The organism is Paenibacillus sp. LS1, from assembly GCF_026013365.1.
Lineage (GTDB): Bacteria > Bacillota > Bacilli > Paenibacillales > Paenibacillaceae > Paenibacillus.
Map to the genome: position 1 here is coordinate 279,657 of NZ_JAPDOE010000005.1, position 16,431 is coordinate 296,087.

Consider the following 16,431-nt stretch of genomic DNA (forward strand, 5'->3'; position numbering starts at 1 on the left):
TAAATCAAAATCATAGTGAACACACATCAGAAGCACTGATGACAACTAATCCCAGTAGGGATTTTTCTGTCTTCGGTGCTTTTACTTTTTGTTTATTAAATATACAATAGGAAGGAGAAGCAACAATGATGGAGGAGACGGCGATGAATGCAATCCGTAATACGTTGCGGCAGGAATCTCAGAATTTAATTGAAGTTAGACTTGAACTTCGAAGATTAAATCTTATTCAATCGGCTATTGATGATCAATTAGCCCCCCAAATACAAATGGCCGCAAAAAAACTTGTTAAACATAAAACCATGCAGCTAAATCTACAGTTCACTTCACTCGGTCAAGAGTTTAATCAGCTAACTCGCCAAATCACTGAGGATGAGCGTAATGGTACTCCTATACATGAAGTAAAATATCAAGCGTTTTATACGATGGAACTAGAGTATAAAATACTGGAAAGAGCATTAGAGATTAAAAAAATTGAGAACCGTAAGATTCCGGATACACCGATCGAAACCAACTTAATTGAGCACGGGTTATTTGGTGCAGGATCACACTCAAAAGAAGTGATGAAACGAAAGTTCACGGGTGGAGTGGTCCAACAAACCAGAAACGGTTTTCGCCGGCTATATTACGAAAACAACAACGGTGTCTTTCTAGGTACGTTTGATGCTAAAGTTTTAGCAGGACTAACCAAATTATATTTTGAAAATGGAAAGCAGCAGCAATTTTCTTTTAACTTCAATGAGTTGGTAAGAGCTATGGATACGGACCCTTCAGGTAAAGAATACATGGAGTTATATGATAGCCTGGTTAATATCTCAAGAACCCAAATCATCATGGAAGAATACTATATGCCTGGTAACAAGGTAAGACAACGTACTGTATTGTACCATCCGTTGGACACCGTTGAGTTTATACTGCGAGAGGGTGAGGAACCTGGTAAAGAAAGAGCAGCGAGTGTATCATTTCACAACCTAATACACAAATCATTGCTAGCCAATAATTTCTTGCATATGAACGTAGTTTTGTTTAACGATTTTCATAAACCCATCACTAAATTACTTTACATCAACATGATCAACTCTTGTGCTCAAAACATAACAAGTTATCATGTTGATACTTTAACTCAACACCTTAATCTTCAAACTAAGAACAAATCACTGGTAGTCGGCGGGCTAGTAGAGGCATTTCAGGAGCTTAAAGTAATGGGCGTTATTAATTCGTACCATATTACTTATGGAGTCAGAAAGAGTGTACAATATATCAATTTCGAACCTGGAGATCTGCTACAGCTACAAAATAAATTTCCAATTGAAATTGATTCCAATATGGATTCCATCCATGAATCCCTTCAGCTTGATCAGCAACAACATGAATCCTTTCAAGAATCCTTTCAATTACTATTTGAGCAAAAAAAATGAACTGCTATCTAATTAGCAGTTCATTTTTTTTGCTGATAACTTATTTTTATAGGGGTGATAATAATGATAGATGAATTTATTCAAAAACATCTATATACTGACCCCCTAAGCAAACTATATACTGAACCCCGTCCTATATACTGAACCCCTAAGCAAACTATATACTGAACCCCGTCCTATATACTGAACCCCTAAACAAACTATATACTGAGCCCCGTCTTATATACTGAACACCGAACTATATACTGAACCCCTAGACGAACTATATACTGAACCCCGATTGACCAAATGTTTTTAGTAATGATATTGTCATGGTATAGACCTGTGGATGATTCGACTTGTTTCGCAAGTTATACACAGGTGGATAAATAAAAAGAGCCCTTTTAAAAAAGGACTCTGTGTGGATATCGTTGTGCTACCAACACAGGATATCCAAGTATTTCATTTAGGAGATCACCGGCAGCCACCAGATCTCTCAATCAAAGCTTGCTTTCCTCGAAAAAAATCGAGAAGAGTAGGCCTGCTTTCTTGTTGTCTTATAATTATATTTTAGCAAAATAGACGTTTGAAGTCCATACATAATCAACTGGTAAAAGGAGGTGTATAAAAGCATGTACGATCTTATTATGGGTAACAAACAGGGCGTAGGACATAGCGTTCCTACTTCTCCAATCAAAATAACATCATTATTTATCAACGCACTCTTTGATATCAATCTGAATTTTTCTTCAAGAGAGACATTTTCATTCCGTGATGGAGGAACAGAGAGATTAAAGGATCATGTTACCCATGCTGATCTGCAGTTAGCTTTTATACTCTTCCGCTGCTGTAATACCTATGGTTATCTTGAGCTCACAAACCGTAAAGCCATCTATCGTAGGTTAGAGTTAGAATTTGAGGTTCCCATCAGTGAGGGCCAGTTCTATGTTGCTATAGAGAAATTCATTGCTCATCAGCTGATTCAAACAGAAAAGAGTGCAGACGGAGATACCAGGTATAGACTCAACTATTTCATGAATACCAAAAAAAATACCATCGGCCATTATGTTCTGTTCCATCCTTTTGTTTTCTCAAAAGCGTTCCATGAACTTACCCTTGCCGAGAAAAAGCTCATTATTTCGGCGTATACTCAAACTAGTGGAAGTAGTCATAAAGTAATCACCCGAAATTTGAAGCAAAAATTCGGGTCATTTAAGCATGTCCAATTCTCAGGATTGCTTCTCTTCCTGCATAAAACGCAAAGGAGTCATGTCTCCAGCTTATTGGATAATTTAAAATCCATTGTGGTGCCTGTGAGTCATATGACCAGAACACATTTATTCGAATGCTCAGAACTTCAGAAAGCCACCATTGGGTATAAGGCAGTGTTAAAATTCAATCCAGAATTCTTAATCTCCGTGAAGAAAGAAGATCCTACCAGTTACTTCAAACCTATCGATGCTTGTGCTATTTTCACCAAGTTTTATGCGTTCTTGAAGAGAGAAGCAGATGCATATGGTGTTGGAGATGTCCTGGCAGATCGTGAAATTGCAAACAGACTTGTGAAAAGCTTACGCTTCTCTAGCAAACGTCTCATTCGGTATGGACTTCATGAGTTAAAATCCTATGTGAAAACAAAGGGAAGTATTCCAAGGAATCCTGAATTCTTCATCAAAGATCAAATCACAGAGAGGTTTAACGACCTACTGTCTGACGTATTGACCAAAACTGCCGCGCACGAGTTCGTCCGTTTCCCAGAAACGAAAGAAGAAGATGTTAAGGAACGTTATTTCTCTTTCTCGTATGCAGCAGCTAAATCTAAATTAGGAGTTAAAAAGTTAAGAGCTCGCTTAACTGAGGTGGTAGATGATCTGTCTAATCGCTATCCCATTAAAGCATGGGAAAAAGCGGATTATGGTGCACCGCCCGAATCATATCCTTACCAGGAACTAGCAAGTTATATCAACCTGGATTATGTAAAAGAACAAGCCGTGTCCCAGAAGGTCGATCCGTTCTATTACGCAGATCTTGAGTATAATGCGTCCATCGCCATTCGAAACAAAGATCCAAAACATGTGGAAGAATGGATCATAGGCGAGATCAGCAGACTACCTAAGAGCCCTGGTCAAAGGGCATTACCATACAATTTCAGACTTGAGAAATATATATTCTCCGATATTATCTCCTAGCTGCTCTCAAAAAAATCAATTTTTGAGGGCTATTCGACGTTATTCTCCAGGCTACTTCCTATCTTCAATCTCATCGATGCAAACAAAATCTTACTCCTTTATTGATAATTAGCATCTCTACTTGTAAGGCTTACTAAAACAGAAAAAGTTATTCACAACCCAACTTCCACATTTTCATATTAATCCAAGTTAAAATTAGTATATATATTGTGTATAAGTTCACATAAATCTAGAAATCTAGTAACCTGAGATGAAAATGTTGCAAAATCATATTTTACCAAGTTAATTATTGTTATTAAAACGATTAGATCAATAAATCAATATCACTTTGTTTTATATGTAAAAGATAGAAGGTAAACTCGCTTTTATATTCCACAACGTTACTTACGACTTTGTTTAATATAGTGGTCGGTCTCCTAAACCCTTGATCCTACAAGCTTTTTTGCAGAATATCACGTCTAGTATCTATTTCTTTATAGTGTCTATTACCTTATCTTTAATATCTTATTAATACCTTAATCATCATAAGCGGATGCCATCTCAATCTTTTCAAATTCAATACTCTTCCAAAAAGTAATTTTCAAGTTGAAAAGGTTATATAAATATACTTTGCTTTACAAATAAATAGCACCTATGAAATAATAAAAACATTATTAAAAAAATATCATGGCACAAAGGGAAGCACCCTTAAACAACATTGATCTCATGGGGAGATTAGTTTGTGTTGTTTAAGGGTGCTTTTTCTATTTTGAAAGGGGAAGGTAATATGAACACAACAAATCAACGAGTTTTTCTTCACAACATGTACTTTTACAAACGCAGCTTCAACTTCGAGGTGTATACGTTGCTTCAGGCTATGATCAATTGTAACGTCAATGTACTTGTTAATGGTGTAAAAGGAGCTGCAGTAAACGACTTACTCAAATCGTTGTTTGACGCAAAGAATCAATCAGGCTCCACACTAACGATTGGTACTGATCTGAAACACTTATATCCTAAGCGCAACATTAAACACATGGAAAGAGACGATCAAATTAACGAGGTGGATGTATCCGAAGTAAACACAATGCTCGTGAACGGTGTGAATCAGACTAATTTGAGATTATTTCTGAAGATGTGTAAAGATTCCCACGGTATTGGTTCACTGGAAGGCAAAACCCTTAATTATGCGCTGGATGAACTTGTTGATTTAATGGACGACAAATCTAGTCTCGAGGACATTGCTGCTATTGATTTTGTTCTTACAATTGAGTCATCCAAACTGGTATCGATGTCGGAAGTAATCCTAGAGGAAGGGGAATTGAGGTTAAGACCTTTCGCAGAGTACATTGGCGGTAACGAATATCGCTTCACGAATAACGTATCAGCGCAAAAATTGATTCAAATGAAAGAAACAAATTATGAAGAAGCCGAGCGATTTACTCAATCTCTCAGCACCTACCAGAATGAGCTACCAGAGCATATTTCTTCGAGGAATCCATATTTTCAGGCACAATAAACCAAATACTCCGAAGTCATAAAAAAAGAGAGGTTTTATCCTCTCGTGCTGCATTACTTTCTTTTATCGTAATCCGTAACATGTACTAGTTCATACTCATAGGCTCTTTTAAACAAATCTTCAGCTGATATGCCTGTTGAGGAGATTTGTGCGACAATTCTCTTTGCCTCCAGATCGGTATGAGCATTTAGCTGCTCAGGGAGTTTAAACAATAACACGATGAAATTTCTTATTTTTGATTTGTACAGAGTCGTAACGTCAATACATTCCTCTATCGTATTATCGAATCCAGTCCAAATATCAGCGATGATAAAGGATGAATTATAGTCAAAGCTAATCGCTAGAAACTTTTGATCAGCGGAAAACGCTGAAGAGTCAGATGTTCTACAGAGGAAAGCTCTTTGGGCCAAAAGCATAATATCGTCTTTTGATAACGATGATAGTAATTGTGTTTTTTCAGAAGGCGGACCTGGTTTACTGAGCACTTGATAGATTTCATTCATATTTTGTAACGACATGTTAGTGTGATTCCTCCATAAATTCAATGTGAACACATTATAGCTGAGGTTTTAAAATTCGAGTAATGATCAACTGAGATCTACTCCTGGTTAAATTGCTTTTGTAACAACTGAAAGTATTTATTCGGCTCAATCATTTCATTTTTCTTCAGGTAAACTAAGAGTTTACGGTCAGACAGTAACTTAATTTCGGCCTTCTCTTCATCAGATAAAACTCTATTCTCAGAAATAGTAGTGATTAGGACCTCACGAAAATTTGCTTCTGTCCTACCTTTAATCTTTTTAGATTCACGATAAGATGATGTGAATTTGATAATGAGTAAGACAATAACGATTGAGATGATGATCAAATTTAACAAATCGGGAACACTCCTTATTTTTTTACTCGATCTCTGTACTTCCGAGTATCTTATAAAATTACGAGGCAAACGTCTAATTGCATACATCATATAACCGGAAGCACCGGAATGGACCCGTCATGGGTTCGTTCCGGTGCTTTTTTTAGCACATTTTACAAGGCTATGTCCAGACTAACCCAACACATTGAAGAGAGGAGAGATTCATTTGGCAAATGCTGCAGAAGATGAGATCCCAGCAACCAAGGAAATGCCCATCATGGAAGCATACTCACGCAAGCTATGGGTGAATGTCCGTGAAAAGATATTTGAATACTATCGGTCTTATTTCCACACGTTTCTAGTGAGCATCCTGATGGTTGTCAACGTGGTTACAGCTTACTCTGCATTCATTATCTATTTATCACAGTGGAAACATGATAGTGGAAATTTTATGAGTGTGCTGGATATTTTCTTTCAGGAGCCACCCATGTTTCTGGCTCAAGTACTGATTTTCCCATTTATTCAATTGGATGAAAATATGAGACTCTGGTGCATCTTCTTCCTTAACCTGCCGGTATTTACATGGTTGTATTCTTCCGTTGTTCAACCAATCAAACGGGGGCATAAAAAATATCTGGATTGGAGGGGGAAGCGAGGCAGAATTGTTTCCGCAGCACTGAATGGTAGCGCACTAGCAATTCACTATTGTGCTATATTCGCCTGGTACGTGGAACATTATCTGTTTGACTTCTTTAGCCAGATCAAGTCTGACCAGGACTACTTAATCGTTCATTCCATGACTAGCTTTGGTTATATTTTAATGGCTATTCCAGTTCTGATCTGCCTAAACGGGTTGTATCTAATTATGAAAGAATTCCACATGAACGAAGATTTACGGACGATGTTCTTTAGCTGGGAGTTTGGACTTCTCGCTCGACATGCATTCAGTCTTAAATCTGATAGCTCCGATGTAATCGTCGGATGGGAAGAAAAGACCAATAAACCTATCGTTCTCTCCGAAAAGTCACGCTTTTTACATGAATTAATTATAGGAGCTACAGGAACGGGAAAAACCTCAACAACCATTCTCACGAGAATTGTTCAAGATCTTGTAAGGATTGCCAGAGGGAAGAGATTGGGGATCTGTGTCCTTGAACCTAAAGGTGACTTGATTGATGATGTGTTGGTTTTGTGCAAAAAATTGGGTATACCGAAAAGTAAGATTCGAATCATCGATCCAACTAAAGCGGATCGCAGCATAAAGTTTAATCCGTTTGTTGGACCGATGGATACAGCGGCAGCAACCTTCCGTGGTGTTCTTGATGCGCTCGCAGGAGATCAAGATGACTTCTTTAAAGGGCAGCAATCGGAGACATCAGCCTTGTATACTATGTTGGGAAAAATCAGACATGGAAACTCCTTTTCCATCTTGCATATGCAAAAAATGTATGGTGACGCAAGGTACCTTGCTGATATGACGGAAGAGGTACGTACCTGGTTGAAGAAGACTTACGAGAACCCTGTCCTAACCGAGGAAGATCGGTTGCAATTAGACCGGTATGAGCGGATTTGTTCTTACTTTGAGAATGACATCTTGGACTATAAAACGTATCGAGACAAAGAACAGAAAACACAGCCGGTCCTTTTTCCAGATGGACACCAGTATGAAGGGAAACAAGTCGTAGAAAATAAAAAGGATAAATTCGTTGCTGGAGCTAAGAAATACATCAATGATATCTGTACGAATGCGCTACTCTCTTCCCTAATGGTAGCTGAAGAAGGGGATGAAGTGCTCGATATCGATCAATTCTTAGCTGAGGGGGGCGTACTCCTGGTCAATACTGCCCTGGGGGAACTAGAAGAATTAAGTCTAAGTTTCGGACAGTTCTTCATTCGTCAGTTCCAATCCAGTGTTTTTAGAAGACCGAAGGAAAATCGATTCCCGATATTCTTTGATATCGATGAGTTCCCACTGTTCATCAATGAGGCGTTCCAGCGTTTCTTGACCGTTGGACGATCCTATATGGTAGGTACATTAATCGCGATCCAATCATTAGGGCAACTGGAATCGGTTGTTCGTGGTTACGATAAAATTATTATGTCCAATGCTTCAAACAAGACTGTTTTTGGGCGTGGTGAAGTCAGCGATAATGAATGGTTAAGTAAACAATTTGGTGAAGAACCTGTCGTTGAAGAAAGCATGAATGAGTCACTCTCTCCAGCTAGCCAACCGAATCCTTCTACGGGATATCGGTACAACACGTCCAGAAAGGAGATGCCGAGGTTCACGCCAACTCAAATAATGGAACAGAAATTTAAAGGTTTTATTGTACAAATAGTTGGCCAAAATGAGGCTTTTGAAAGACCTGTACAAGCCTACGGAAAATTCATTAATGAAACCAAATTCATCAAGCGTTTTGTGAAAATAGGGCAAGCCGAGTTGCAAACGGTGACTCATAAACCGATTCAAAACCCGCTTCAGTGGGTGAAAAATCTAGTCATCAGTATGGAAGAGAAGAAGGATGCACTTGAGGCAATTACTAGAGAAAAAACCGAGGAAAACGCCGTACAAACAGCACCTGAAGAAGGAAATCCGATTGAAGAAAATGCTGCAACAGCTGGGGAGGAAGTGCCAAACAACAGTGAGGCATTCCTAAGTCAACGTCCTGGCTTGCCGGTGCGTAATGATTATGGAGAAGAAAACCAGGAACCGACAATCTCAGTAGACTCACCTGAAATTATGATAACTTGGCCAGAGATGCATGAGCCAGCCCATGCATCTCAACAAGAAGAGTCGGATTTCTTTTTCTATGCAGATCCCAATCCTGAAGCTAATCCAGAGCCAGAGAATGCAAGTGGAAATACCGAGGTATATTCTGAGCCAAATGCTGAGGTTAAAGCAGAGGTCCAAAATTTCATTCGCAAGGTAGGTAATGAAAAAAGTGAACCTCCAGCAAGGTCCGATGATAATTCTCAAGGATTGCAAGCAGCAAGCCAAAAAACCTTAACCATCCTTGATTTAATTGCATCAGATGCCACACCTAGTAAAACGGAGATTCTGGAATCCTCACATGATGATAGCATGCCAGAAACTGAATCGTTCTCAGATGTTCAACCCAATTTCGATGATGGAATTCAGAAAAGAGTGCCTGTAATGATTGCAGAAGATGATCTCTAAAATGTAATTATCACCGCAGTAGTTTTAGTATGTTGAAAATAAGGTGGGGCATCTCTAACTCATAGGATTATCTGTATGATGAGATGTTTCTCTTATGTTCAATCACCTAATAGAAAAGAGGAGAACCCACTGTGCCAAACAAAAGGAATAAATAACGATTAATAACTGAAGCAGCGATGATTTGACAACTGCCCGGTAACTTAATACTATAGGGTAATCATATAGGAACTACAAAGAGGAAGCACCTCTAAGGCACAGGGAATACCTGTCCTTAGAGGTGCTTATTTTTGTTTTTTCACTTAAATAAAGAAAAGAAGGTGCCTGAATCATGTCCACACTTACAGAAGAACAAAACACACCAAAGGCAGAAGTATGGAGAGAACTTCGTACTTCCAGAACTCGCACGCGAGTTCTCTTTGCTCAAGTAGTCGGTTTAGAGGATCTGTCCCTAGCAGGTCAATCCATGAAGTGTCTTAAACTGGACTACAAAGGTATTTACGGATACATGCCTAGCAACAAGATTGATAATTACGAGTTTAAAAACTTGCAGCATCTGATGGGCAGTAATTTTGAATTTGTGGTGGATGAAGTCATCACGCCAAGGCAGCATAATGAGGCTGAACCTCAAGAAGAAGTAGAAGTTGAGTACTTCTTGGCCAACCGTATTAAAGCACTCGAAGTTATGAGTGAACTATTCTGGAAACAAGTTGAAGTTGATCAGAGATATACTGCTTTTATTAAAGGTATTGATTCTTTTCGGCTTTATTTGTTGGTTGAGGGTGTTGAAATTGTCTTAGACCGTACTGAAGTTGATTACAACCTGTATGACGACTTACGTACAGTATTTGAAATCGGTCAGACCATTGACGTGAAGGTCATGAAAGTTGAAAAGCCAACGGAGGACAATCCTAAAGGCGATGTATCCGTTAGTGCCAAGGTATTGATGGAAGACCCGTGGCGCTTCATCAAAGATTTCAAAGAACGTGGTACGTACCTAGGTACGTTACAAAGAATACACCCTGAATTCGGGATGTTTGTTGAATTGAAACCTGGACTCACCGTCAAGTGCAATGTTCCTGCAGGAGCAAGTCGTCGGCCATTCAAACGTGGTGATGAAATCAACGTAAAAATCCGTCATATTGATCATGTAAACCACAAGATACTTGGAACAGCGATTAATCTAAACAATTCAATTGGGGCAAATAACAAAAATCTTTCGAGGTCCGGACTTCGCTGGTCCGCTAAATACTAAATATAATGGGAAAAGGAATACTCGAATTCCCCGAAGGAAAACAAGGGGCAGCAGAGCGTACTTCCACGCTGTCCCTTGTACCTCCACCGGCTACAAAGAATCCTTATGGTGAATCGTTGTGCCCCAACGACATCATGGATTTCCTTCTACCCAACGGAGAACTCTTCGGATTATATTCAGATCCCTATGCTACGTTAAGGTATCATAAGCCAGGGGAAGGATTGAGAAACGGCAGGTTCTGGTTGGAAGAACGTGTTGATGACGGCACGTTTACAGAACGAGAGATCCGATTACTTGAATTCCTTACAACGGTGCGGGTAGCTACTCGCAATCAGATCCGTAAAGCGGTTTTCAAAGTCTCCGATGATGAAGTGGTTGTCAAAGAGTTTTTGCGAAAGTGCCGTAGGAAAGGTATATTATGTGCCTTTTCATGGGTGAGCCCGCTGAAATCTGATCGGAAAAAGCCGTTGGTTTACGCTTTGACGAGAATTGCCGTTTCAGCAGCTCAGTATGTTTTGAAACGTAACATCCATGATGATTTTTGGTTCCAACCGATCGAAATTCAACCAGGTCGTGGTCCAGAAATGGGTCCACTATTTCAGGACCTAATTTCAGCTGAGTTGTATGCCGAATTAACTCATATTGATCGTTTAATAACCTGGCAAAGATCACCTTTGCTACGACTCCAGAATGGTCATATTCATCATCCTACTGCAACGTTCGAAGTCATTAAAGATGCCAATGAAATCAAGCTATTTTGGCTAGAAACAATACGTGTTGGACAGGACTGGGTAAGTAAGACCCGTAACAGATTTCAGAAAATCAAAATTGCCTATGATAATGTAAGTGATTATCAAAAGCCACTACGAATTATCATTGTTGCGGACGGGGATTCTCGTATTTCCTTTCTAGAGGAGCTGGCGAAGCAATATATGCCTGATGTCGAGGTACGCTTTACAACAGATGAACGGATCATCGCGGGTCTAGGTAAGGATACATTTTTGAACTGGGACCAAGAAAAAGGCGAACCCATTGCCAAACGCATTAGTTTTCTCCAACCAGGTGCTCCGGGAATGACGGCTTCAGAGTATCGCTCAGCGCAATTTGATGAAGATGATGATGAAGAGTATGATGAATAAGGGGCCCTTCTCAGTATTGCGACTGCACTGCTTAAACTAAGAACTAGGAAGAACAACTCCTGGTTCTTAGATTTCTTTTCTCATGAGTGTCTGGTATGAAAGGGGAATGAGAACGGATGAACGATCAAAATTATCAAATGTACAGAATTCAACCCGGTGACAAATGGAGATTTGTAGAATTTACAAATGAACCAGTTACTATTAGTGATAATGAATATTCTTTCAATTCTTTCGTAAATTCGGGGAATTTCATAATACATGAAGTAGTTGCTATGAAACAAAAGTATAGTGTACTCTACCACGTTTGGTATGAGGAAAAATAGTCTATCTGAAGCCCATTACATAATTTACCCGCCAGGAAAAGAATGATATAGTTATAGTAAATTATGAGAATAAATGAACTACTTCCTGCCACGCGGCAATAGGAAGATTAACATTCACTAGCATGCAGCTTAACCCAATTCTTGATGGTTAAGTTTGTGTTCTAGTGTTTTTTTTATTTAAAAAATAGAGGGGTGTAATGATGATTAAAGCAGCAATACTAGTCGATGAGAATAATTTAGTATCACAACTTAAGATGATGGGTATCCAAGGATTACATCCATGGGGATCTATCAGAGAAGTCATGAAAGAATTATTAGAAAGAGAATATGGACCTACAGAAGTCGTATGCCACTTTTACGGAGCAGCTGCACCATTAAACAAAAACATCAACGAGCACTACAATAGAAAAAGATTCTTTCAAGCACTGAGGAAAGATAATATTATCGTTCACGAAGGGCGATGTATAAGTAATAATTCTAAATGGGAAGAGAAAGGAATCGACGTCATGATTGGATTGGATGTCGTTGAGCTCAGTAGAACCCAAAATATCATATTTTTATTTTCTGGAGATTCTGATTTAGCACCGGCTGTTGAGCGAGTGAAAAGGCCTTGTAAGGTTGTCTCGGTGATAAGCAATCAATTATCATCCAGATGGATCAAGAAAGTCTCTGATAGTGTGTTGCCCTTAGAGGCGTTAATGGCAATCATCGACAAGTCCCATATTAGATATATTGATAAATAGAAGTGCACATGTTGCACTTCTTATTTTTCAATAACTATGGTAAAATGAAAGATATATTATTGGTTTACAAAGAATCTTGCCAAGCGGCTAAAGATTAAGTTTTGCGCTAAGAATGGCCATTTATGGTATTAACTTTCCTGAATTGGGTTTGTTGATGCTGTAAATGGCCCTTTTTGGCTTTTTTCACAACCCATATTACTACACGGAGGAAAAAGTATGAAATTTCTATCAGAAGAGACCGTCAACCTTGTTAAAGCAATACCAACGGATGAACTTGCAGAGCGTTTAGGAATGTACTTGAAGCGATCAGGAAAATACTATAACCTTTGCTGTCCGAATCCTAACCATAGCGATGACCTAAAGCCCTTAACTTTTATTTTTCAATCAGGTCTATTTGTTTGTTATGGGAGTGGAGGCTGCGGGGCTAAAGGTGATGCAATCGCATTCTATAGCTGGCATAAGTATGGAACATATACAGCCAAAACTGACTTCTATTACATGGTTGAAGAATTGGCTGACTTTATGGGTATTCAAGTAAGGTACAAAGATGGATCGGTCAAAGAATTAGATGCTTCAAGACCAAGCTATGTTCCAAAGGAACGGACTGTCGTTCAAATTGAACCAGCGAGTGCTGATATTTGCGACCGGACATATCGTAGGTTTTTAGACTTATGCCCTCTTTACACTGACAATTTTGAAGAGTGGACCGGCCCTAAGCGTCAATACACCAAACAACAAATAGCCGCTATTGGGTTCAGATCCATACCCAGATCAGTGGAAGAAGCTAGGAGCATCGTGAATACTCTAATAAATGAAGGATATCCAATTGAAAGGGTACCTGGGTTCACTCAGTTTTTAGTGAAGGACGGAGATCCATCAAATGACCAGGATTGGTATTGGCTCATTGCTGGTGTGGGGAAATACTACATACCGGTACGTGATTATTTTGGTCGTATTGTACGTTTGCGACTCCGCTCCAATTTTGAAAACACAAAGAAATACTTATGGTTCAGTACTGAGCCCATTGAAAACAAAAGTCGTGGAGGTGCTTCATCTGGTGCTCCGGTTAATGTGGTCATACCTTCAGCTTATCTCTCAAAGTGGAGTCCTGGCACTGATCTTATGAAGGTATATCCGTTCAAAAAGGTACTGATTATTGAGGGCGAACACAAAGCTTACATTTGTGCGGATAAGATACGTGAACTGAATGTTTTTGGAGAGCCTATTGCGATTTTAGCGGTACCCGGCTCAGGCAATTATAAAGAGGTAATTGGTATTCTGAAGTATTGGGGGATCAAAGACGTTGCTTTAGCCTATGACATCGATGCATTTTACGATGAAAAGAAAGCAACCAAAAAAAATGAATACGTTAATAAACATTTAATTGAATTGACTCAGACTTTGTTGGAGGAAGATCAGATGAACTGTGAATTACTCACGTGGAATCCGAGAGAAGCCAAAGGTCTTGACGACTTATTTTTACAATCCGACAAATTACCAGTTGTATACAAAATACCAAAATAAAAAAGAAAGAAAAGTATTAAACAAACAGAAAAGGATGTGTTTGCGATTCTGAACCGAATTATTCTCATTGGACGCACTACTAGAGACCCTGAGTTAAGGTATACCCCAGCAGGTGTAGCTGTTACGCAATTTACTTTGGCCGTGGACAGACCTTTTACAAGCCAAAGTGGAGAAAAGGAAGCGGATTTCATTCCTGTCGTAACTTGGAGACAGCTTGCTGAAACTTGTGCAAACTATTTGCGCAAAGGACGACTGGTAGCAGTCGAAGGACGCATTCAGGTACGAAACTATGAAAATAATGAAGGCAAACGTGTCTACGTGACCGAAGTTATTGCAGACAATGTCCGTTTCTTAGAGTCTGCTAATCGAGGTAGTGTAAGTACTAATGAAGGAACTTCTAATGGAAGAGGTTCACAAAGTAACAATCAAGATCCATTTGCTGATGACGGAAAACCGATTGATATCTCAGATGATGATTTACCATTTTAAAATGATTGCAAGATGTGTTTAGGCAATTGTTGATACAACTGACCAATATGCTATAACCCTTGCCGTAGGGATAATTTTGAACCCTGCGGCATTAGGGTTCACATGGAGGCAGTTAAATGAGTGGAACTATAGGATTATCCTTATTTATTTTACATATCGTTGATCCTGGTGGTCAAATCAAGGTGACATATCCAAGCTTTTCGCTTGGGTCATTAATAGAGGTTACTGAACGTAAAGTGCGAGAGTTCTATTTAGAACCAGATGGCTATGCCCAGATTATCCGGATTGATATGAACAATCCCGAAACGGAAGATCGAATCTGGTCACATGATTTTAAAAGTGAAGGTACTTTGTCAGAATCAATTCGAAACATTAGAAGGTACCATAATGCATTTAAAGGGACTAACGAAGCAACCGTTCGTAGTGCTATTTATTTTGCCTTAGGCAGAAATCTAGAAGCGTGTGCAGATCTGGTAATGGATACATTGCATTCGACTCTAAAAATCTCAAGTGAAAGTACTGCTTTTCAAAAGTCATAGGAGGTCTTAACGTGAAAAGGAACGGACAAGAATCGGAGACGAACCATATTAAACTAAGTGATAAAGAAATAAACAGTCTCTATATCACACTCAAGGAAGAGCGATATCTTGCGTTATTTGATGTCTCAGGGAAATATGTGAGATATCACTTACAAAAGAAAAATGAAAGAATTCGACATGCCTCAGTGGGCACGGATCGATGTTTAGCACGAGTGTGTAAACTCAAATCAGATGAACAGGATCTGTTTTTTGATTTTCTTCCGGAAGACGTCATATTCGTGTCGGAATAATAGCATAAATGATGTGCGTGTCTATCACATTCTCTAAAATCAAGAAAAGGTGGGTTACTTAATGAATACAATTTTAAACGAAATACTTACTGACAAACTGTCACTGATCGGATACTGTTCTGGTATTCTTGGACATCCGTCCAACAGACTTGAGCATGTGATGCGAGCATTCGAAAAAGCAAAGTGGGTAGATGAGGCGCTTCACGCTTTTGAAACCATAGATCTAAGCAGGGAAGACGAAATATACAGAAATATTCATGATCAACTCATACAGCTAGCTGAGCTTAGGATTCATTTTAGAGAAAATACTTTGCCTGAAAACACCTGTTTAAACCCTTGTTATATATGGTATGAGCAAGTGAAGATAGGTAGGCAAGTAGATACAATGCTGAATGAATTTATCAAATCATTTAATGACATCAATTAATCATTGCAATAGCAACATTCTTTACCCAATGCAACCATGCATTGGGTTTTCAGTTAATAGAAAAGAGGACATACAGTTGACTTATTACAAATTCAAGGCGATGGAATACGAGAAAAATTTCGCTAGGAAAGCGAAGAATGGAATACAGTTTTTCACTGGTAAAGGGAAGATAAATTTTATCTCCAAAATTACACCGAAGTATTATCACTTTGTAACGGAGAAGAGTAAAAAACCGATTGCTGTCTCGAGACAAAAAATTAAAGAAGCAATTGAATATTTCTTATATCGAAGAATGGTAACACGTGAACAGCTGGGAAAATTCAATCAGTACAATAGTTTCCTAATGGGATTGCTTAAACTGATATTTTGCCAATCGAGTCAATTGGCCTGGATTAAGAAAAGCCTCAGTGCAACACCACGTATGAGGCTCGTCCTTAAAGGCACGAGATTCTTTTTTGCCGGCCTTGAAAAGTCACCTACAGATTTATACAAGGTTCATCAGAACGGCGGTCGTTTTACACTATTCTCATACTACAACTTACGAAATGATGTCCATGAGACTTGGCTTTATCATGTAAAGCGACTCCGGA

At 39.0% G+C, this 16,431-nt stretch carries 13 protein-coding genes and 1 pseudogene; 12 read left to right on the forward strand and 2 right to left on the reverse strand.

Annotation, left to right across the window (positions count from 1 at the left end; genetic code table 11):
- Positions 1 to 125: 125 nt before the first annotated feature.
- The 3 genes from OM416_RS20465 to OM416_RS20475 all read left to right on the forward strand — a co-directional run bounded on the left by OM416_RS20465 (position 126) and on the right by OM416_RS20475 (position 5,081).
- On the forward strand, positions 126 to 1,415 hold the full coding sequence (locus tag OM416_RS20465; protein WP_264932600.1) for a hypothetical protein: 1,290 nt from the start codon (positions 126 to 128) through the stop codon (positions 1,413 to 1,415).
- A 611-nt stretch (positions 1,416 to 2,026) separates the two neighbouring features.
- Complete coding sequence (locus OM416_RS20470; RefSeq protein ID WP_264932601.1) at positions 2,027 to 3,583, forward strand: hypothetical protein; 1,557 nt, start codon at positions 2,027 to 2,029, stop codon at positions 3,581 to 3,583.
- 766 nt (positions 3,584 to 4,349) lie between these two features.
- Positions 4,350 to 5,081, forward strand: a complete 732-nt coding sequence (locus OM416_RS20475) for a hypothetical protein (RefSeq protein ID WP_264932602.1) — start codon at positions 4,350 to 4,352, stop codon at positions 5,079 to 5,081.
- A gap of 53 nt (positions 5,082 to 5,134) precedes the next feature.
- Here the strand turns inward: OM416_RS20475 and OM416_RS20480 are convergent, their stop codons facing one another.
- Both OM416_RS20480 and OM416_RS20485 read right to left on the reverse strand, forming a co-directional pair.
- Positions 5,135 to 5,599 (reverse strand): hypothetical protein, encoded by a 465-nt coding sequence (locus OM416_RS20480; RefSeq protein ID WP_264932604.1) that lies wholly within the window; start codon positions 5,597 to 5,599, stop codon positions 5,135 to 5,137.
- An 80-nt stretch (positions 5,600 to 5,679) separates the two neighbouring features.
- Entirely contained in the window at positions 5,680 to 5,958 is a 279-nt protein-coding gene (locus OM416_RS20485; protein ID WP_264932605.1) for a hypothetical protein, read from the reverse strand.
- A 205-nt stretch (positions 5,959 to 6,163) separates the two neighbouring features.
- On the opposite strand from OM416_RS20485, the gene OM416_RS20490 reads away from it, so the two are divergent.
- The 9 genes and pseudogenes from OM416_RS20490 to OM416_RS20530 form a co-directional block, all read left to right on the forward strand.
- Positions 6,164 to 9,115, forward strand: coding sequence for a type IV secretory system conjugative DNA transfer family protein (locus OM416_RS20490; protein WP_264932606.1), 2,952 nt, complete (start codon positions 6,164 to 6,166; stop codon positions 9,113 to 9,115).
- Positions 9,116 to 9,443: 328 nt separating this feature from the next.
- The gene (locus OM416_RS20495; protein WP_264932607.1) at positions 9,444 to 10,367 is read left to right on the forward strand and encodes a S1 RNA-binding domain-containing protein; all 924 of its coding nucleotides are present in this window, start codon (positions 9,444 to 9,446) and stop codon (positions 10,365 to 10,367) included.
- Between the two features lie 242 nt (positions 10,368 to 10,609).
- A complete protein-coding gene (locus OM416_RS20500; protein ID WP_264932608.1) occupies positions 10,610 to 11,506 on the forward strand; it encodes a hypothetical protein in 897 nt (298 codons plus the stop codon).
- A gap of 520 nt (positions 11,507 to 12,026) precedes the next feature.
- The gene (locus tag OM416_RS20505) at positions 12,027 to 12,572 is read left to right on the forward strand and encodes an NYN domain-containing protein (RefSeq protein WP_264932609.1); all 546 of its coding nucleotides are present in this window, start codon (positions 12,027 to 12,029) and stop codon (positions 12,570 to 12,572) included.
- A 216-nt stretch (positions 12,573 to 12,788) separates the two neighbouring features.
- Positions 12,789 to 14,096: a CHC2 zinc finger domain-containing protein gene (locus tag OM416_RS20510; RefSeq protein ID WP_264932610.1), complete on the forward strand. Its 1,308-nt coding sequence runs from the start codon at positions 12,789 to 12,791 to the stop codon at positions 14,094 to 14,096.
- 45 nt (positions 14,097 to 14,141) lie between these two features.
- On the forward strand, positions 14,142 to 14,585 hold the full coding sequence (gene ssb / locus OM416_RS20515) for a single-stranded DNA-binding protein (RefSeq protein WP_264932617.1): 444 nt from the start codon (positions 14,142 to 14,144) through the stop codon (positions 14,583 to 14,585).
- Positions 14,586 to 14,701: 116 nt separating this feature from the next.
- Complete coding sequence (locus tag OM416_RS20520; RefSeq protein ID WP_264932611.1) at positions 14,702 to 15,124, forward strand: hypothetical protein; 423 nt, start codon at positions 14,702 to 14,704, stop codon at positions 15,122 to 15,124.
- Positions 15,125 to 15,475: 351 nt separating this feature from the next.
- Complete coding sequence (locus OM416_RS20525) at positions 15,476 to 15,841, forward strand: hypothetical protein (RefSeq protein ID WP_264932612.1); 366 nt, start codon at positions 15,476 to 15,478, stop codon at positions 15,839 to 15,841.
- Positions 15,842 to 15,917: 76 nt separating this feature from the next.
- Positions 15,918 to 16,431, forward strand: a pseudogene (locus OM416_RS20530) (hypothetical protein); the annotation flags it as partial.

Coding starts and splice junctions, on each gene's coding strand:
- OM416_RS20465 (WP_264932600.1), top strand. CDS start 126: ATGATGGAGGAGACGGCGATGAATGCAATCCGTAATACGTTGCGGCAG.
- OM416_RS20470 (WP_264932601.1), top strand. CDS start 2,027: ATGTACGATCTTATTATGGGTAACAAACAGGGCGTAGGACATAGCGTT.
- OM416_RS20475 (WP_264932602.1), top strand. CDS start 4,350: ATGAACACAACAAATCAACGAGTTTTTCTTCACAACATGTACTTTTAC.
- OM416_RS20480 (WP_264932604.1), bottom strand. CDS start 5,599: ATGTCGTTACAAAATATGAATGAAATCTATCAAGTGCTCAGTAAACCA.
- OM416_RS20495 (WP_264932607.1), top strand. CDS start 9,444: ATGTCCACACTTACAGAAGAACAAAACACACCAAAGGCAGAAGTATGG.
- OM416_RS20505 (WP_264932609.1), top strand. CDS start 12,027: ATGATGATTAAAGCAGCAATACTAGTCGATGAGAATAATTTAGTATCA.
- OM416_RS20510 (WP_264932610.1), top strand. CDS start 12,789: ATGAAATTTCTATCAGAAGAGACCGTCAACCTTGTTAAAGCAATACCA.
- OM416_RS20520 (WP_264932611.1), top strand. CDS start 14,702: ATGAGTGGAACTATAGGATTATCCTTATTTATTTTACATATCGTTGAT.
- OM416_RS20525 (WP_264932612.1), top strand. CDS start 15,476: ATGAATACAATTTTAAACGAAATACTTACTGACAAACTGTCACTGATC.